The following is a 16,078-nucleotide window of genomic DNA, read 5'->3' as shown; positions in this document are numbered from 1 at the left end:
CCGGGAGTTGAATCGCTCTCTTTCGCCTGGCCTCAGGCCGCTGGCCTGCTGGTCTAGAGTAGTGCCATGGCCAATTCGCCCAGCGGGGATTCGATGCTGGACCGCCTTGTGCGGATCCTTGATGCCTTCGACGCGCATAACCCGCAGCTGACCGTCAGCGCGCTGTCCCGCCGGGCGGATGTCCCGCTGGCCACGGCCTACCGGCTGGTCGAATCGCTGGCTGCCCACGACCTGCTCTCCCGCGACGCGGACGGGCAGGTGCGCCTCGGCTTGCGGCTCTGGGAGCTGGCCAATCGCAGCGCGTCCACGCTTGGCCTGCGCCAGGCGGCCCTGCCCTTCATGGAGGACATCAACCAGCTCATCGGCCAGAATACCCAGCTCTCGGTGCTGGACCGGGACGAGGTGCTCATTATTGAGCGGCTCTCCCGACCAGGTTCCGTGGTGAACCAGGCCAGCGTGGCAGGCCGGATGCCGGTGCACCGCACCTCGATGGGCATGGCCCTGCTGGCTTTTGCCCGGCCGGATGCGATCGCCGGGTATCTTGCCCGCCATCAGGCATCGATGGATGCAACCCACCCGGACTTCCGTGCCGAGATCGCGGAGATCCGCCGCAACGGCTACGCCTCCTTCGATGGTTTCATCGACCCGCAGACCACGGGCGTCGCCGCCCCGATCCTCGACGAGTCGGGCTACCAGATCGCGGTAATCTCGGTCGTGGTACCCAGGGATTCGGGAATCCTGCACTCCGCCGCGCTGGCGCTGCGCACCGCGGCCCGGGGCATTTCCCGCGCGCTGGCTCCGACCACCTGATTCCGCCGGTTCCCTGCCCAGCTAGGCCCATTGGCCCTGCAGGGCCGCCAGCGTCTCAACGACTATGGCGCTGCGGCTGACCGATTTCGGCATGGCCGCCACCAGCGAATTGGGCTCGGTGTGCTCGGCGAGCGGCCGGAAGACCAGCGGCCGGTCCTCCATGCTGCTCTGCGTGGGTTGCATCAGCAGCGAGTACGCCAACCCCCTGCCCACCACCGCATGAATGGAGGGCACATTCGACAGCAGCCAGCTGACCTGCGCCGTAGCACCGTGGCGCTTGAACTCGTCCAGCGTATGCTGCAGCGCCGGCTCCAAATCAAGGAATGCGGCCGGATACTCGGCCAGCTGGGCGAAACTGATCTGCTCATGCCGGGCCAGCGGATGTTCCGGGCTCACCACCACCTGCCGGTGGAATTCCTTGAGCACCACCAGCGCACAGTCGGGACCGAATTGGGTTTCATAACCGAGGGACAGCTGCGTGCGTCCGGAGAAAAGTGCCTCCTGTATTTCGGGGCCGCTGCCTTCGATGAAACTGAGCTGCAGTTTCGGATGCCTGCTGCTGAACCACTCGATGAGGTGCGGGATGACATGGACCGCCAACGTGGTGAAGACTCCCACGGTCAGCCGCCCGGCCAGCCCGGTATGCACCTGGGAGACCGCATCTCGCAGATGCTCCACCTGATCGGTAATAATCCTCGCCCGGGTGGCAACCTACTGGCCCTCGGCGGTCAGCGCGACGCCGCGGCCACGCTGGCGCATGGCGAGCGTGACTCCCAGCGCCTGCTCGAGCTGACCGAGGGCCAGGCTGACCGCACCCTGGCTGACGTGGCACAACCGCGCTGCCTGGGTCACAGATTGGGTTTCGGCGATTGCCGCGAAGTATTCGAGCTGCCGCAATGTCAGTTCGCTCATTAGTTCTCCTTATGGCCGTCTGCAGTAATTCTAGCTAGGCAAATGTGACGGCGGACACCAAACTGGAGTGAGCGTCCCGGGAAACCAGTCCATCCCCGGCATCATCCGTTGAAAGCGAGAGATCCAGCATGAGCCATTCCGAGCCCGCCGACCTGATTCCATACGTCGTCACCTTGGGCACCGCCGGCGGCCCGCGCTGGTGGAAAGACCACCGCGGCACCCCGAGATTCGGCATCGCCACTGCGGTGGTGGTCGGCGAGACCTGGTACCTGGTCGATTGCGGCCAAGGGGCTGGGCGCCAAGCCAACGCGGCAGGGCTGCAGATGTCGCAGCTGGGCGGAATCTTCATCACCCACATGCACTCGGACCACACCGTGGATCTGCCTTCGCTGCTGCTCTTCGGCGCCTTCGAGCAGAAGAACGCCACTCGCGGGCCAATTCCCATCATCGGTCCAGGCGACCGCGGCAAGTTGCCGCCGCTCTCTCCCCGGGCGACCTCCGTGCCCGAGCCCATCGCCCCGACGCGTCCGACCCCCGGAATCGATGGCCTGGTCTCAGGAATCCTTTCCGCCTACGCCACCGACTGCAATGACCGGATCTTCGATTCGCTGGCACTCTCCCCCGCCACGCAATTCGAGCCGCGAGAAATCCGCCTGCCCGAATCGATTGGCTTCGACCCCGACACCGAAGTGGCTCCACCGATGGAACCCATCGAAGTCTTCCGCGATGGCAACGTCACCGTGACAGCCATCTTGGTCTCCCACCACCCCACCGCCCCGGCTTACGCCTTCCGCTTCGATACCACCGGCGGTTCGGTGACGATTTCTGGGGATACCGCGCCCTGCGCCAACATGGCGGCCCTGGCCCGCGGCACCGACCTGCTGCTGCACGAGGCCATCAATCTGGACATCCTGGCAGCGCAGTACTCCGACGCGAAAATGCTGCAGGCCACCATGGACCACCACCGTCGGGCGCACACCACGGCAGCCGAGGCGGGGCAGATCGCTGCCGAAGCGGGGGTCGCCCATCTGGCCCTGCACCATCTGGTCCCCAGCTACAGCCCGCCAGAGGCTTGGCAGGAGGCGCGCTCGCGCTTCAGCGGGCAGCTCTCAATTCCCGATGACCTCGACGTGATCCCGTTCGGGCCGGCTGCCCGCGCCGCCTTGGCGCCGGCAACAGCCAGCACCAGCAACAGCCAGCACCAGCAACAACTAGCATCCCCAGCACGCACCGAAAGGACAGAGCCATGAGCCAGAACCCGCAGGCAATGCCACCCACGCCGGCACCTCAAGGCACGACCTACCATGCCAATCCCAAGGAGATGCGCAGGATCCTGTTTTCCAGCTTCCTGGGCACCGCCGTGGAGTACTACGACTTCATCCTCTATGCCACTGCCGCGGGCATCGTCTTCAACCAAGTGTTCTTCGCCGGCCTGGACCCGAACGCCGCACTGTTCGTTTCCTTCGGCACCTTGGCCGTGGGCTACATCGCCCGCCCATTGGGCGCGTTCATCTTCGGCAACCTGGGCGACAAGATCGGGCGCAAGGCCATCCTGATCACCACGGTGCTGGCCATGGGCATCGCTTCCACACTCATGGGGCTGCTGCCCACCACGGCGCAGATCGGTGTCTGGGCACCGATTCTGCTGGTCAGCTTGCGCGTTTTCCAGGGCCTTGCCGTGGGCGGCGAATGGGGCGGTGCGATGCTGCTGGCCTTCGAGAACTCGAAAAAGAGCTCACGCGGCTTCGCCTCGGCCTTCGCCTACATGGGCGCGCCTGCGGGCACCATCCTGGGCACGCTGATCCTTTCCGGGATGTCGCTGCTGCCCAAAGCCGAATTCCTTGCCTGGGGCTGGCGGGTGCCGTTCCTCTTCTCCGCAGTGCTCATGATGCTGGCGATCTTCATCCGCATGCGCGTTTCCGAGTCGCGGATCTTCACCGAGGTCTCGGCAGCGGCTAAGAAAACCAAGAAGCGCATCCCCCTCGCCGAGCTGTTCCGCGATCACCGCACGCCGCTGCTGACCGCCGTGGTGGCCGGACTATCGGGCCAAATGGCACAGGGATTGATGGGTGCGTGGGCGATTTCCTTCGCCGTGCAGCAGGCCACCCTCGCCCAGACCGAAGTGCTGAACATCAAGGCCATTGGCGGGGTATTCACCGTGCTGGCCATCATCACTGCTTCCAAGCTCAGCGACCGGCTAGGCCGCCGCCGCATACTCATCTGGGGCAATATCGCAGCGATCCTGCTGGCCTTCCCGGTGATGGCCTTGCTGGAGATGGGCAGCACCGTGGCCTTCATGCTTGCGATCGTGCTGGGACTGAGCTTGGTACAGGGCTTTACGTCCGGGCCTTACGGCGCCTTCGCCGGCGAGCTGTTCCCAACCGCAGTGCGCTATTCCGGAACCTCGGTGGGCTATCAGCTGGCGTCCACCCTCGGTGCCGGTTTCACCCCGATGATCGCCACCGCCCTGGTGATAGCTGGCGGCGGGAAGCTCTGGCTGGTAGCGATGCTGTGGATGTCATTCTCCGGCATGTCTCTAGTTGCCTTGCTGCGCTCGCAGGACCGTTCAGGTTCAGAGATCCAGAATTTGGACGCTGAGATGGGCTCGGCCATGACAGTCGGCAAATCCAGCGAGGCCCAAAGCCAGGAAGCCGCCGCAATGCGAAGCTGATTCCATCACTGCCGAGGAAAGGGCGAAGCCCGGGGCGATCCATCAGTGCGGATCACCCCGGGCTTCGCCCTGCTCCTGCGCGGCTCTTGGCTGACGCCGGGAATCTTCGCGCAGCTGTTCCAGCGCATCGGCCACTCACCGTGGCGACATGCGCCAGGCGACCAGACCACTTCCAAATTCTGCTCCATGTCATCAGCCAGCAGCATGTGGGCGACTCCAGCCCGTCGAAGGTGTTCCGCGTGGCCGAAACGCCATGGGCACATGTGCCGACAATTCATACCGGGCCCGAACTTGCTAGCTGCTTCAGCAGGAGCCGCAGCAAGGGAACAACCTGCCGTCGAAAGCCAGAGTAAGCCCACTGACGAGCCGCACGGCGTACCCCAGCATCAGTTCCTATTTCGGGATGCGCGCCATGGCGGAATGGCTGCCGGATTCGCTAGATCCCTGGGTGAAATTGCGTTGGCTTCAACCTGCGGGACGCCCTAGCGCACCCTGAAGACATCGATGCGCACGCCGTCGGGACGCCGCTCGCCCACGCCGAGGAACAGCGTGCGGTTCATCCAGGCATGCGGACCCGAATCATCGGCCGAGAGCTGCGGGACGCAGCGGAAGTAGACCCGGGACGGATCCACGCGTTCCCCGGCCATCATTTTCTCCAGGTCCGCAGGGGCCGCTACGCGCACCGCCCGGTTCTCCACCAGGATGCGCTGCCCGTCCTGAAGCTCTAGCACGTAGTTCGCTTCTAGCAGGGCCAGATCCGCGGATGGGTAGCGCTGGAAGTCGGCTCCGGCGTCCAGCACCTTCCCGGCCAGCCCGGGGCCGGCGACGCGTCCGCCCCGGATCGGGGCCACCCTGCGGATGCCTTGGGCCGTGCTGCCGATCTGGATGGTTTCGCTGACCTCGACATCGATGCTGGCCACGAACTCAAGTGCCGGCGGGGTTGGGATGTGCTGCATTCCGTCTCCTTCCAAGAGCGCTTGCCTGCGGTTTTCGGCAGGCACAGCCTATTCTGCCTTGGCAGGCTGAACTGCGGCTTGCGCGGGCGCTGGCTGCTGCGCGTTGCCTGTTCCCGGCGAGCGCAGCAGCGCCAGGGCCACCGCGGCAACCAGCACCACGACGCCCACGCCCAGGTAGAGCTGGCCCGCGGTCCACGAGGCGTCGAGCAGCGTGCCTGCGGCCAGCGGGGCGAGGATGGCGCCGAACCGGCCGATGCCAATGGCCCACCCAACGCCCGTGCCGCGCGACTGCGGGGCGTAGGAGGCCGGGGCCAGGGTGTACAGGCCGGCAACACAGCCGTTGATCAGCATGCCGACCAGAACGCCGAGCACGAAGGCCAGGGCGAGGACTCCGACCGCCGAGATGAAGACCACCATGAACACCGAAGACATCACGGTGAACGCGATGAGCACCTTGCGCACCGCCCACTTGGCAGTGAGCGCACCGAAGAGCAACGAGCCGAAGGTGCCGCCCAGGGTCAGCATCAATCCGCCGACCACGCCCTGGCTCTCGGTCATGCCCGCGGTGACCAGCAGCTTCGGGGTCCAGCTGTTCACGAAGTAGAAGCCGAACATCACGGCGAAGAAGGCCACCCAGATCACCGTGGTCACCCGTCTGGTCTGCGGGGAGAACAGCGCGAAGACGGCATTGCGGCCCGACGCGGACGCGTTGCTGCCCTGCTCGGGCAGCATGACGTCCTCGGCTCCGAGGCGCATCCTGCGGGCCAGCCGGCCCAGCTTCTGGGCAGTGCGCTCGGTGCGCCGGGTGAGCAGGAAGTCCACGGATTCGGGGACGACTGCCAGCAGGGCGAGGAAGGCGACCATGGTCAGCACGCCGCCGAAAATGAAGACCGAACGCCAGCCGTAGTGCGCCTGCAGCCAGACCGCTGCCATGCCGCCCAGGGTGGCGCCGACGCCGTAGCCAGCGGTGTAGATGCTCACCGCCATGCCGCGCCAGCGGCCATTGGAGTACTCGCTGGTGATCACGTTGGTGCAGGCCAGGATGCCACCGACGCCCAGCCCGGTGACAATGCGCCAGATGGCAAGGCTCGTCATGGAATCCGCGGTGGATGAGAGGAACATGCCCGCGGCGGCGAGCGCGGTGGTGCCCAGCAGCATCGGTCGGCGTCCGAACAGGTCCGCAAACGGGGCCAGGAACAGCGACCCGGCAGCCATCCCGAACAGGCCGGCACTGAGCAGCACGCCCAGCTGCGCTCCGTTCAAGGAGAACTCTTCGGAAACCTGGTTCGCGGTAAATGCCATCGCCAAGACGTCGAACCCGTCGAGGGCGTTGAGGAAGGTGCAGACTGCGACGACCAGCCATTGGAAGGCCGACATCGGCGAATTCTCGATTCTCTGCTTGATGTCCATGGGGAGCTGTCTCCAGTTTCGGGGTGCACCGAGCCGCCCGCGGGCCGGTTTCTGCGCGCGGGCGGTGGTGCCAAAATGGATGGTCGGCTAGTTCGGTTCGATGGTCACCACGGCCGGCCCGCTGCCGGCGGCGGCATCGGCCTTGGCGCCGGTCGGCGAGGTGATGGCGCGCGAGACGCAGCAGTTTATCTTGCTCGACTGGCGTTTCTGGCGTTCGGAGTAGAACACGTCGCGGTGGTCGATGCGCCCGGTGATCTCGGTGATGCGCACTTCGCACAATCCGCACTCGCCCTTGCGGCAGTCGGACATCATGTCCGCGCCGGCATCTTCCAGGGCTTCGAGCATGGACCGGCCCTGCGGGACCCGCACTTCCAGGTCCAGCTTGGGAACCCGGACTATGAATTCTTCCGGGTCATGCCAGCCCGAGTTGCCGAAGGTTTCATAGCGCAGCGCCGAAGGTTCCAGTTCGCGCTCGAGCCAGCCCCGGCGCACCGCATCCATGAGCCTGATCGGCCCGCACATGTACAGTTCGGTCTCTTCGCCGGCGCGGGCCAACAGCTGATCGACCTTCAGCGAGGTGCCTTCGTCATCGACGTGCACCTCCAGCCGGGAACCGTGCTCTGCCTGCAGCTGATCCAGGTAGGCCATGGCCGAACGAGTGCGTCCGGCGAAAACCAGCGTGTAGTCGGCGTTCAGCCGCTTGAGCACCGACGCCATGTTCACCATGGCGGTAATGCCGACCCCGCCAGCCAGCAGCAGGTAATGCCCTGCTCCCACGCGCAACGGGAAGTTCTGCAAGGGCTGGGTGATCTGCAACCGATCCCCCACCGCAAGCCCGTGCATGAAGGACGAGCCTCCGCGGGACAGCGGGGCCTTGAGCACGCTGATCACCAGGGTTCTCCCGTCGGCGCTCGATTCAACCACCGAATAGGAACGCTTGGCTTCGTTGCCGTTGATCCGCACCATCAGGTCGATATGCGATCCCGGCTCGGCGCGCTTGGGCAGTTGCGGGGCGAGCTCAATGCGCTTGATCCCGTCGGCCACCTCCACGCTGCGGGTGACTTCCGCGTCCTGCCAGACTTCAATATTTGTCGCTGCCATGATCGAGGCACCAACCTTTCATCTTGTGGGAAGGACGCGCCTAGACGTTGTCCGGCTGAGTCGCTTCGGCGGCGATCATGGATTCGAGGATCCGGCGCACCCACATGCCTCCGGCGTCGATGTTCAGGTTGTAGAACTCGTAGTCCGGGTTCGCGTCAATGGCTTCCTGCTGGGCCTTGAGCATCGCCTCGTCTTCGCCGAAGACGCCATGCACGCCATCGCGCAGCTGCGTGGTGATCAGCTGGCTGTCCAGGCAGTAATTGCGCATGAAAGCCCAGAAGTAGTGCGAGGTGCGGTCGGTTTCCGGGGTGATGGTGTTCATCACGAAACCGTTCACGCCTTGGCTGCGATCGCCTTCCGGCGCCCCGGTTCCGGCTTTGGCTACGCCCACGTCAATGGTGATGGTTGCCGGAGCCTCGAAGTGGATGATCTGCCAGCGGTCCACCTTTCCTTCGAAGCCGGGGAATTTGTCGCGCATGTTCTTCAGCCAGAATGGCGGGGCATCGATGTTATGCATCCAGCGGGTCACGGTGACCTTGTTGCCCTCATGGGTGGTGATGAATTCCGAGTCGCTGAGCTCATCCTGGCCAATCGAGGAGGAATGCACGAATTCCTCATGGGTCAGGTCCATCAGGTTGTCGAGGATCAGCTGGTAGTTGCAGTCAGCGGCGATGGTCATGCCATCCCCTGCCCACTGGTCGGAAGTCATCTGGTGCATATCCGGGACCAGCTGCGGGTCGGCCAGGGTCGGGTCGCCCATCCAGACCCACACGTAGCGGTAGCGCTCGACCACGGGGAAGGACGGAACCGTTGCCGAAGGGTTGATGGTTTCCTGGGCGGGCATGGAGACGCAGCGGCCGGCGGAATTGTAGACGATGCCGTGGTACGGGCACTGCAGCCCGTCCTTGCCCACGGTCTTGCCCATGGACAGCGGGGCCAGCCGGTGCCAGCAGGAGTCGGCCAGCGCGACCGCCTTGCCGTCCTCGGTGCGGTACAGCGCCACCGGACGCTTGGCGATGGTGCGGGACATCGGCTTGCGAGTGACCTCGTGGTCCCAGGCTGCGACATACCAGGCGTTCAGCGGATGGCCCATGATCTTGGCGGTGGTGGTGCTCTTGGCTGCAACCTCGGTCATGACGGTCCTCTCGGTCATGGATCCGGCAGTGCTCGGCTGCGGCAGATCCAGCGTGTGGTTTACTCAGGGTGGAATGCGCGAAACTATCTATGTACATAGATAGTTCGCATGCCATTAGACTAGCTATGCAGATAGTGATGTGCAATACATTTCTGGAAAGAGGCGGATTTGAGTCTTCGCAACGCGCTGCTTTCGTTGCTCACAGTTGAGCCGATGACCGGCTACGACCTGTACAAGGTCTTCGAATCCTCGGTAGGCCACGTCTGGCACGCCCCGGACTCCCAGATCTACCCCGAGCTCAAGCGCATGGAATCCGAAGGCCTCATTACCGGCCAAGATGTGCAGTGGGGCCAGCGTGGCAAGAAACGCCAATACACCATCACCAACGAGGGCATTGCCGAATTCAAGAGCTGGATGAACACGCCGCTGGAGTACGCGCGCACCCGCGACCCCGCCCACCTCAAGGCGGCATACTTGGAATGGGCGGACCCCGAGGCGGCACGCGAGCAAATGCGCCGGCATATCGCCCATTACCAATCGCTGCTCAAGCAGTGGCAGGAGCGGATTGTTGAGTTGGAGCAAGGAACGAACTCCATGCTTGCCAAGCGCTTGAACAGCACGCCGCGCAAGGACTGGGAAGCCACCATCGCCTACAAGCGGTTCACCTATGAGGGCCTGGTTTCCCGGGCAGAGGCCGAAATCCAGTGGGCCGAGCGCGGGCTTCAACTCATTGACCACCTGAACGCCTAGCAGCTGCTTGCGAGCAGGAAGAAGCCGCCGGTCCTTGCTGGACCGGCGGCTTCCTGGTGCTACTTGGGGTTCGTCAAGAACTTCGTCTTGGCTTCTTCCGGGCGATGGCCCTGCTTGGCCTTCTGGATTTCGGCGTAGACGTGGTGGCGCAGCTCGGTGAACCGCTGCAGCGATCGGGTTTCCAGCTGGTCGCGTTCCTCGGGCAGATCGATCAGGATATCCTCTTGCACTACGGTTGGCGACGAGGACAGGATGATCACCCGCTGGCCCAGGTAGATGGATTCATCGATGTCATGGGTGACAAACAGCACCGTCACGCCCAGCTTCTTCCAGACGTTGCGGATCAAGTCCTCCAAATCGGCACGCGTCTGCGCGTCAACTGCCGCGAACGGCTCATCCATCAGCAGCACTTCCGGCTGGTAGGCCACCGCGCGGGCGATGGCGACACGTTGCTGCATGCCTCCGGATAGCTGCCACGGGTAGGACTTGGGTACATGGGCCAGCCCCACTGCCTCCAGCGCCTCGTCGACCAGCTTCTTGCGCTCGGCCTTGGGCACCCCCGCATTCTTCAGCGGCAGCTCGACATTGTCCGCCACGCGCAGCCAGGGGAACAGCGAACGGCCGTATTCCTGGAAGACCACAGCCATTTTCTTGGGCGGACCGGTGACCTTCTGGCCATCGAGCAGCACCTCGCCGCTGGTCGCGCCCAGCAGCCCGGCAATGCACTTGAGCAAGGTGGTCTTGCCCGAACCCGAGGGGCCGACCAGGCAGACCAGCTCGCCGTGCCCCAAATCGAAGGTCAGGTCGCGGACGGCCTCGATATCGCCGCCGTCGGTGTGGTAGACCTTCTTCAGCCCGCGTACCGACAGCAATGCTTCGCCGTCCGGCAGGGTGCGTCCGCCGGTAGTTCCATTCTGGTTAGACAGCATTTTCGACCTCTTTCAGACCGTTGTACCAGCGCAGGACGCGGCGTTCGATCCACTGGAAAATAAATGACATGATGACGCCGATCAGACCCAGCACCACGATGCCGGACCACATTTCGGGGACGGCGAAGGACCGCTGGAACTGGACGATGGCGAAGCCCAGGCCGGAGGAGGACGCGAACATCTCGGAAATGACCATGAGGATCAGGCCGATCGACAGGCACTGGCGGATGCCGGCCATGATGGTCGGGGTGGCGCTGGGCAGCACCTGGTAGCGGATCCGCGAGAAGCCGCTGATCCCGTAGGAACGGCTTGTCTCGTTCTGCACCGGGTCGATGGCGCGCACGCCCTCAATGGTGTTCAGCAGCACCGGCCAGATGGCGCCGGAGATGATGACCGCGATCTTCATTCCGTCGTTGATGCCGACCAGCAGCATCAGCACCGGGATCAGCACCGGCGGCGGCAGGGCACGGAAGAATTCGAAAACCGGCTCGGTGATGGCCCGCGCGGTGCGGTTCATGCCCACCAGCAGGCCCAGCAGCACGCCGAGCACGATGGCCCCGAGCACGCCGAGAACCAGCCGCTGGATGCTTGGCAGCACATCGGTGAACATGCGTTCGCCAATCCAGGTGTCGATGAACGTCGCAACCAAATCCGCAGGGGTGGGCACGAAGAAGCTCGCTCCGCCCGCGGTGGCGGCAACCCACCAGAGAACCAGCAGCACAGGCAGGGCCACGATGAAGATCAGTGACTTCACGGTTTTCATGCGATAATTTCCCCTCGAACCGAGGCGTGCCAGGACAGCACGCGCTTCTCGACCACGCGCATGCACAGGTTGATCACCACGCCCAGCAGGCCGGTGGCAACGATCAGCGCATACATTCCGGCAATTGCGCCGCCGGACTGCGCCAGCTGGATTTCCTTGCCCAGACCCGGGGAGCCGATGATCAGTTCAGCCGTGATCGCAAGGATCAGTGCCACCGCGGCACCCAAGCGGATGCCGGTCATCAGGTAGGGCAGCATGGTGGGAAAAATGACGTCACGGATGCGCTGGAAACGGGAGAACCCGTAGGAACGCGCGGTCTGCATCGCCACGTTGTCCACGTCCGCCACGCCGTAGAGCACCTGGATCAGCACCTGCCAGAAGCAGGCGTAGATGATCAGCATCAGCGAGGACTCGATCTTGGTGCCGAACAGCAGCACCGCGAGCGGGATCAGCGCCACCGAAGGAATCGGGCGCAGGAATTCAATCGTGGAGTTGGTGGCGCGGCGCAGGAAAGGAGACATGCCGATGACCAGTCCGAGCACCAGCGCCAGCAGCACGGCAGCCAGCAGGCCGATGAACCAGGCCAGCAAGGTTTCGCCCACGGCCACCCAGAAGGCGGTCAGCGTGAGGTCGAAAGCCAAGGTCGCCAGCACTTCCGAGGCTGGCGGAAGGTACGCGGCCTGGACGATCCCCAGGGCCGGGAGCAATTCCCAGATGCCGAGGAAGACCACGATGCCGATCAGCCCCCACACGGCGTTGGGAACAGCTGAGCCGGTCCTAGCGCGCTTGGCCCTGCGCACCCGTGCCGGTACTGCGCTTGCGGCACTCATGGCAGCAGCTTCTCGATGTCAACCGGCTTGGACAAAGTTCCGTAGCTTTGCGCCGCGTCGCCGAGCTTCTGCACTGCTTCGCGGTTGAAGTCCGCGCGGAAGCGCGGGAGCACCATCCCGGCGCGGACGTCCTCGCTGATCTTGGTGTAGGTGCCCACGATGTCGCGGACCTCATCGGGGTGCTGTTGCGCGTAGTCCAGCGACTTGTTCATCGCCGTGGTGAATTTCAGCGTCACCTCGGGGTTCTCCTGCGCATACTGCGCGGAGGTGAAATATCCGGCAACATCGAGCTCCGGATCGAACTCGGCGAAGTTCGCCGAGAGCATCTTCGCCCCTGCGTCCATGGCCGAGCTCTGGAATGGCTCCAGGATCCAGGCCGCATCGACAATGCCGTTCTCCAGCGCCGCCGGGGCATCAGGGAACGGGACCTCGACGAATTCAATACTCTCCGGGTCTCCCCCGTCAGCCTCGACGATCGACTTGATGGTGGTGTCGCCGATATTCGACAGGTTGTTGACCGAAACCTTCTTGCCGGCCAGGTCCTTCGGCGAGGAGATCTTGGAATCGCCCTTGACCAGCACGGAACCGACATCGGAGCTTTCATCTCCCGTCGTGGAGATGCCATTGGCCACGAATTCCATGTCCAAGCCCTTGTCGTTGGCAACCATCACGGAAATGAGGTTCGAGAAGGCGAAATCGTAGCTGCCGGACTGGATCCCCGGCACTATGGCCGAACCGCCGGTGGCGGTTTCGATTTCCAGGTCCAGGCCTTCCTCGGCAAAGAAGCCTTTGGCTTCCCCGAGCCAGATGGGTGCGGTGTCCACGATCGGGATCACGCCGACGGTGATCTGCTCCAGGGATCCCTGGGCATCGGCGGAGCTGTCCGCCCCGCCACTGGGCGAGCCGGAGCCGCAGGCGGCCAGTGCGAGAACTGAGATGGAAGCGAGCGCGAGCTTGAACGAGTGTTTCATGGCAAATTCCCCCATTGAGGTGCGGTTGCTGCCGCGGACCCGGCTTCTGGGTCCGCGGCAGCGCGAATGCGAAGCGGTTGGATTACTTGATGACCAGCTGGTCCATGTCCGGGGCCTTGTCCAGGAATCCGAACTTGGCTGCCAGATCGCCGAGCTTGGTCAGTTCGGGAATCGGGGTCTCGGCGTTCCAGGTTTCCATTACCAGGCCTTCGGCCACCTTGGCGTCCATGTTGATGAAATCCGGGAGCATGGCGCGTGCTGCGTCCGGATCGCCTTCAGCCGCGTCGAGCACTTCTGCCATTGCGGCCTTCCAGTTCGTGATGACTTCGGGGTTCTCCGCGGCGAATTTGCCGCTGGTGAAGCTGACCATGGTCGGCATGCCGACAATGGCGTCCTGGTTCGGGTAGCCCACCAATTCGTTGTCCTTGTTGGCCAGCGCACGGGAGAGGAACGGCTCGGGAACCCAGATCGCGTCGACATTGCCGCGGTCCAGCTGGGCTTCCATATCCGGGAACGGCATTTCACTGAACTTCAGGTCCTCGGGATTGGCACCGTCCATTTCCGCCGATTCCATGATGGTCAGATCCCCTTGGGTGCGCAGCGCGTTGACCGACGTGGTCTTCCCGGCCAGGTCCTTCCAGCCGCCGATATTCGAGCTCTTGCGGGCAACTACGCCGTTGACGTCTTCGCCGGAGGAGCGGGAAGCGGAGTAGCCGGTGACGATCTTCATATCCAGGCCTTTGTCCGCGGCGGTCATCACCGACAGCGGGTTGCCTACGGCAATCGCCAATTCGCCGGTGGACACTGCTGGCAGCATCGCCGCGCCGGCATTGGAGGTGCTCAGCTCTACATCCAACCCGTGCTTCTCGAAGGTGCCGGCATCGATGCCCTGCTGCACTGCTACCGACGGCGCGATGGGCAGGATGCCCACGGTAATCTTGGTCAACGAGCCGTCTTCAGCAGCTGCCGAATTACTTCCCTCGGATCCCTCCGAGCCGGAGAGCGACCCTCCGCCGCAGCCAACCAGGCCCAATGACAGGACCGCCGCACCTGCGAGCAATGTAGACCAGCGCTTATTCATGTTTCCCCCTAGAAAGCCAGTGTCCCGGTCCCCATTGGCGGACCGCGAATTGCGTGTGATTTGAGACACATATCCAGACTAGATCAATCATTGAAAAAGTCAATGGTTGATCTTATAACGATTTAACTTCAGGGATTCCTGGCCAGATCCTGACCGATGGCCAACGCGTTCCAGCCCGAGCGCTTCCGGAAGCGCCCGGGCTGGGAATCCTCAGCTGTACTGCTTGCGCAGATCCGCTTTGCGGATCTTGCCGCTGGCCGTGCGAGGCAGTTCCTCGAGGAATACTGCTGTACGCGGAATCTTGTAGCGTGCCAACCGGCCATCGAGATGTGCCATGATGCCTTCTTGGGACATTGAGCTGCCGGGCTTGAGCACGACGATTGCGCGCGGCACTTCGCCCCATTTGTCATCCGGGATCCCGATGACAGCGACAGACTCGACTTCGGGCAGCTCCATGATGGCTTGCTCGACTTCTGCCGGATAGATGTTCTCTCCGCCGGAGATAATCATGTCCTTCAGGCGGTCCGAGATGAACAGGAAACCCTCCTCGTCCACATGCCCGATATCCCCTGAACGGAACCAGTCGGGTTCGTAGAATGACCCGGCCGTCGCTTCGGGACGGTTCCAGTATTCCTTGATGACGTTGGGACCGCTGATCAGGATTTCGCCGACCTCGCCGGCGGGCAGTTCATTGCCCAGTGAATCGGCGATACGGATATCGGTGAAGAAGTGCGGCAAGCCGGCCGAACCCATTTTCGGACGCGAATGCACCGCCTGCAGCAACGTGGCCCCCGGCGCGGTTTCGGTCAGCCCGTACCCGCCGCTGAATCCCAGTCCGCGGGCTTCGTAGGCTTCCAGCACGCGCAGCGGCACGGCCGAGCCGCCGCAGGTGAGCATCTGCAGCGAGGATAAGTCCGTGTTCGCCCAATTCTCATGCTCGGCCAGCAGCTGGAAGGTGGTTGGCACTCCCGAAAGCTGAGTGACCTGGTAGCGTTCCACAGCATCCAGGACCGCCGCTGGTTCGAAGCGCTCCTGCAGCACAACGGTTCCGCCCTTGAGCAGCACCGGCAGCGCGCCCATGCCCAGTGCCGCCACATGGAATAGCGGAGCGATGAGCAGGACCACCGATGTGCTGGTGATGTCGTAGTCCACGATGACATTGTAGGAATTCCATGTCATGTTCGCGTGGGTGAGGACCGCGCCCTTGGGTGTGCCTGTAGTGCCCGAGGTATACAGGATGATGGCTGGGTCTTCGAGTTCCACGGCCAGGTCCGGGTGGGTTGCCTCACCGGCTTGCAAGGCCCGCTCGTAGGAGCTGTCTTCGCAGGGGACCAGCGCAACGTCCCATGCCTGGGCCACCGGGCTGCCCTCGATGGCTGCATGCGCTTCTGCGGCGAAGTTCTCGACATAGATCAGCACCTCACTGCCCGAATCGCGCAAGGCGAAGTTAAGTTCCCTCGGAGCCAAGCGCACGTTGAGCGGAACGAACAGCGCCCCGAGCTGCGTGGCGGCGAACATGGTCTCCAGATAGGCGGCGTGGTTGGCGCCGAGGAACGCCACCCGGCTGCCCCGGGTGATCCCCTGGGCGGCCAAGGCGCTGCTGAGCTTGTCGATGCGTTCGGCGAGCTGAGCGTAGCTCAGGCTGACCCCCGCATGGATCACCGCAACCTGCTGCGCGGATTTCACCCGGCGCCGGTGGATCCAGTTGCCAAACCCCTTATTCAACATCTGTCACTCTTTTCGTTAGGTCGATCGATGC

General features: G+C 63.7%; 16 protein-coding genes. 4 read left to right on the top strand and 12 right to left on the bottom strand.

What is annotated here, in order from left to right; translation table 11 throughout:
• Positions 1 to 66 precede the first annotated feature (66 nt).
• Entirely contained in the window at positions 67 to 810 is a 744-nt protein-coding gene (locus ACR9WD_RS02180) for an IclR family transcriptional regulator (protein ID WP_149596247.1), read from the top strand.
• A 21-nt stretch (positions 811 to 831) separates the two neighbouring features.
• Here ACR9WD_RS02180 and ACR9WD_RS02175 read toward each other — a convergent pair whose 3' ends face one another.
• Entirely contained in the window at positions 832 to 1,488 is a 657-nt protein-coding gene (locus tag ACR9WD_RS02175) for a LysR substrate-binding domain-containing protein (protein WP_434922620.1), read from the bottom strand.
• A 33-nt stretch (positions 1,489 to 1,521) separates the two neighbouring features.
• A complete protein-coding gene (locus ACR9WD_RS02170; protein ID WP_434922619.1) occupies positions 1,522 to 1,722 on the bottom strand; it encodes a LysR family transcriptional regulator in 201 nt (66 codons plus the stop codon).
• Positions 1,723 to 1,850: 128 nt separating this feature from the next.
• Between ACR9WD_RS02170 and ACR9WD_RS02165 the strand changes: the two genes are divergently transcribed.
• Together ACR9WD_RS02165 and ACR9WD_RS02160 are read left to right on the top strand one after the other, a co-directional pair.
• Positions 1,851 to 2,972 carry an MBL fold metallo-hydrolase gene (locus ACR9WD_RS02165; protein ID WP_190264530.1) on the top strand — a complete coding sequence of 374 codons (1,122 nt, stop codon included), beginning with the start codon at positions 1,851 to 1,853 and terminating at the stop codon, positions 2,970 to 2,972.
• On the top strand, positions 2,969 to 4,393 hold the full coding sequence (locus tag ACR9WD_RS02160) for an MFS transporter (RefSeq protein WP_223308869.1): 1,425 nt from the start codon (positions 2,969 to 2,971) through the stop codon (positions 4,391 to 4,393). The genes ACR9WD_RS02165 and ACR9WD_RS02160 overlap by 4 nt, the downstream gene beginning before the upstream one ends.
• A 482-nt stretch (positions 4,394 to 4,875) precedes the next feature.
• Here ACR9WD_RS02160 and ACR9WD_RS02155 read toward each other — a convergent pair whose 3' ends face one another.
• The 4 genes from ACR9WD_RS02155 to ACR9WD_RS02140 all read right to left on the bottom strand — a co-directional run bounded on the left by ACR9WD_RS02155 (position 4,876) and on the right by ACR9WD_RS02140 (position 8,995).
• Entirely contained in the window at positions 4,876 to 5,349 is a 474-nt protein-coding gene (locus ACR9WD_RS02155; protein ID WP_190264529.1) for a DUF3237 domain-containing protein, read from the bottom strand.
• Positions 5,350 to 5,397: 48 nt separating this feature from the next.
• Positions 5,398 to 6,759 carry an MFS transporter gene (locus ACR9WD_RS02150; RefSeq protein WP_190264528.1) on the bottom strand — a complete coding sequence of 454 codons (1,362 nt, stop codon included), beginning with the start codon at positions 6,757 to 6,759 and terminating at the stop codon, positions 5,398 to 5,400.
• A gap of 87 nt (positions 6,760 to 6,846) precedes the next feature.
• On the bottom strand, positions 6,847 to 7,860 hold the full coding sequence (locus tag ACR9WD_RS02145; RefSeq protein WP_434922618.1) for a PDR/VanB family oxidoreductase: 1,014 nt from the start codon (positions 7,858 to 7,860) through the stop codon (positions 6,847 to 6,849).
• A gap of 40 nt (positions 7,861 to 7,900) precedes the next feature.
• Positions 7,901 to 8,995, bottom strand: a complete 1,095-nt coding sequence (locus tag ACR9WD_RS02140) for an aromatic ring-hydroxylating dioxygenase subunit alpha (protein ID WP_190265150.1) — start codon at positions 8,993 to 8,995, stop codon at positions 7,901 to 7,903.
• A 168-nt stretch (positions 8,996 to 9,163) separates the two neighbouring features.
• On the opposite strand from ACR9WD_RS02140, the gene ACR9WD_RS02135 reads away from it, so the two are divergent.
• The gene (locus tag ACR9WD_RS02135) at positions 9,164 to 9,745 is read left to right on the top strand and encodes a PadR family transcriptional regulator (protein ID WP_190264526.1); all 582 of its coding nucleotides are present in this window, start codon (positions 9,164 to 9,166) and stop codon (positions 9,743 to 9,745) included.
• A gap of 59 nt (positions 9,746 to 9,804) precedes the next feature.
• On the opposite strand, the gene ACR9WD_RS02130 is transcribed toward ACR9WD_RS02135, so the two are convergent.
• From ACR9WD_RS02130 to ACR9WD_RS02105, 6 genes are all read right to left on the bottom strand, one after another.
• Positions 9,805 to 10,674 (bottom strand): ABC transporter ATP-binding protein, encoded by an 870-nt coding sequence (locus ACR9WD_RS02130; RefSeq protein ID WP_190264525.1) that lies wholly within the window; start codon positions 10,672 to 10,674, stop codon positions 9,805 to 9,807.
• Positions 10,664 to 11,437, bottom strand: coding sequence for an ABC transporter permease (locus ACR9WD_RS02125; protein ID WP_285675414.1), 774 nt, complete (start codon positions 11,435 to 11,437; stop codon positions 10,664 to 10,666). Before ACR9WD_RS02125 ends, ACR9WD_RS02130 begins: the two co-directional genes overlap by 11 nt.
• Positions 11,434 to 12,267: an ABC transporter permease gene (locus tag ACR9WD_RS02120; RefSeq protein ID WP_121866084.1), complete on the bottom strand. Its 834-nt coding sequence runs from the start codon at positions 12,265 to 12,267 to the stop codon at positions 11,434 to 11,436. Before ACR9WD_RS02120 ends, ACR9WD_RS02125 begins: the two co-directional genes overlap by 4 nt.
• Positions 12,264 to 13,238, bottom strand: coding sequence for an ABC transporter substrate-binding protein (locus tag ACR9WD_RS02115; RefSeq protein WP_073707512.1), 975 nt, complete (start codon positions 13,236 to 13,238; stop codon positions 12,264 to 12,266). Before ACR9WD_RS02115 ends, ACR9WD_RS02120 begins: the two co-directional genes overlap by 4 nt.
• A gap of 82 nt (positions 13,239 to 13,320) precedes the next feature.
• Positions 13,321 to 14,319: an ABC transporter substrate-binding protein gene (locus ACR9WD_RS02110; RefSeq protein WP_434922617.1), complete on the bottom strand. Its 999-nt coding sequence runs from the start codon at positions 14,317 to 14,319 to the stop codon at positions 13,321 to 13,323.
• A gap of 210 nt (positions 14,320 to 14,529) precedes the next feature.
• The gene (locus tag ACR9WD_RS02105; RefSeq protein ID WP_434922616.1) at positions 14,530 to 16,047 is read right to left on the bottom strand and encodes an acyl-CoA synthetase; all 1,518 of its coding nucleotides are present in this window, start codon (positions 16,045 to 16,047) and stop codon (positions 14,530 to 14,532) included.
• Positions 16,048 to 16,078: the final 31 nt, after the last annotated feature.

Origin of the sequence: Glutamicibacter sp. PAEs-4 (assembly GCF_051161755.1) — a bacterium.
GTDB lineage: Bacteria > Actinomycetota > Actinomycetes > Actinomycetales > Micrococcaceae > Glutamicibacter > Glutamicibacter nicotianae.
The sequence above is the reverse complement of the archived record's forward strand: the minus strand, read 5'-3'. Positions and strand labels throughout refer to the sequence as shown.

Coding starts and splice junctions, on each gene's coding strand:
- ACR9WD_RS02180 (WP_149596247.1), top strand. CDS start 67: ATGGCCAATTCGCCCAGCGGGGATTCGATGCTGGACCGCCTTGTGCGG.
- ACR9WD_RS02170 (WP_434922619.1), bottom strand. CDS start 1,722: ATGAGCGAACTGACATTGCGGCAGCTCGAATACTTCGCGGCAATCGCC.
- ACR9WD_RS02165 (WP_190264530.1), top strand. CDS start 1,851: ATGAGCCATTCCGAGCCCGCCGACCTGATTCCATACGTCGTCACCTTG.
- ACR9WD_RS02160 (WP_223308869.1), top strand. CDS start 2,969: ATGAGCCAGAACCCGCAGGCAATGCCACCCACGCCGGCACCTCAAGGC.
- ACR9WD_RS02155 (WP_190264529.1), bottom strand. CDS start 5,349: ATGCAGCACATCCCAACCCCGCCGGCACTTGAGTTCGTGGCCAGCATC.
- ACR9WD_RS02150 (WP_190264528.1), bottom strand. CDS start 6,759: ATGGACATCAAGCAGAGAATCGAGAATTCGCCGATGTCGGCCTTCCAA.
- ACR9WD_RS02145 (WP_434922618.1), bottom strand. CDS start 7,860: ATGGCAGCGACAAATATTGAAGTCTGGCAGGACGCGGAAGTCACCCGC.
- ACR9WD_RS02140 (WP_190265150.1), bottom strand. CDS start 8,995: ATGACCGAGGTTGCAGCCAAGAGCACCACCACCGCCAAGATCATGGGC.
- ACR9WD_RS02130 (WP_190264525.1), bottom strand. CDS start 10,674: ATGCTGTCTAACCAGAATGGAACTACCGGCGGACGCACCCTGCCGGAC.
- ACR9WD_RS02125 (WP_285675414.1), bottom strand. CDS start 11,437: ATGAAAACCGTGAAGTCACTGATCTTCATCGTGGCCCTGCCTGTGCTG.
- ACR9WD_RS02120 (WP_121866084.1), bottom strand. CDS start 12,267: ATGAGTGCCGCAAGCGCAGTACCGGCACGGGTGCGCAGGGCCAAGCGC.
- ACR9WD_RS02115 (WP_073707512.1), bottom strand. CDS start 13,238: ATGAAACACTCGTTCAAGCTCGCGCTCGCTTCCATCTCAGTTCTCGCA.
- ACR9WD_RS02110 (WP_434922617.1), bottom strand. CDS start 14,319: ATGAATAAGCGCTGGTCTACATTGCTCGCAGGTGCGGCGGTCCTGTCA.
- ACR9WD_RS02105 (WP_434922616.1), bottom strand. CDS start 16,047: ATGTTGAATAAGGGGTTTGGCAACTGGATCCACCGGCGCCGGGTGAAA.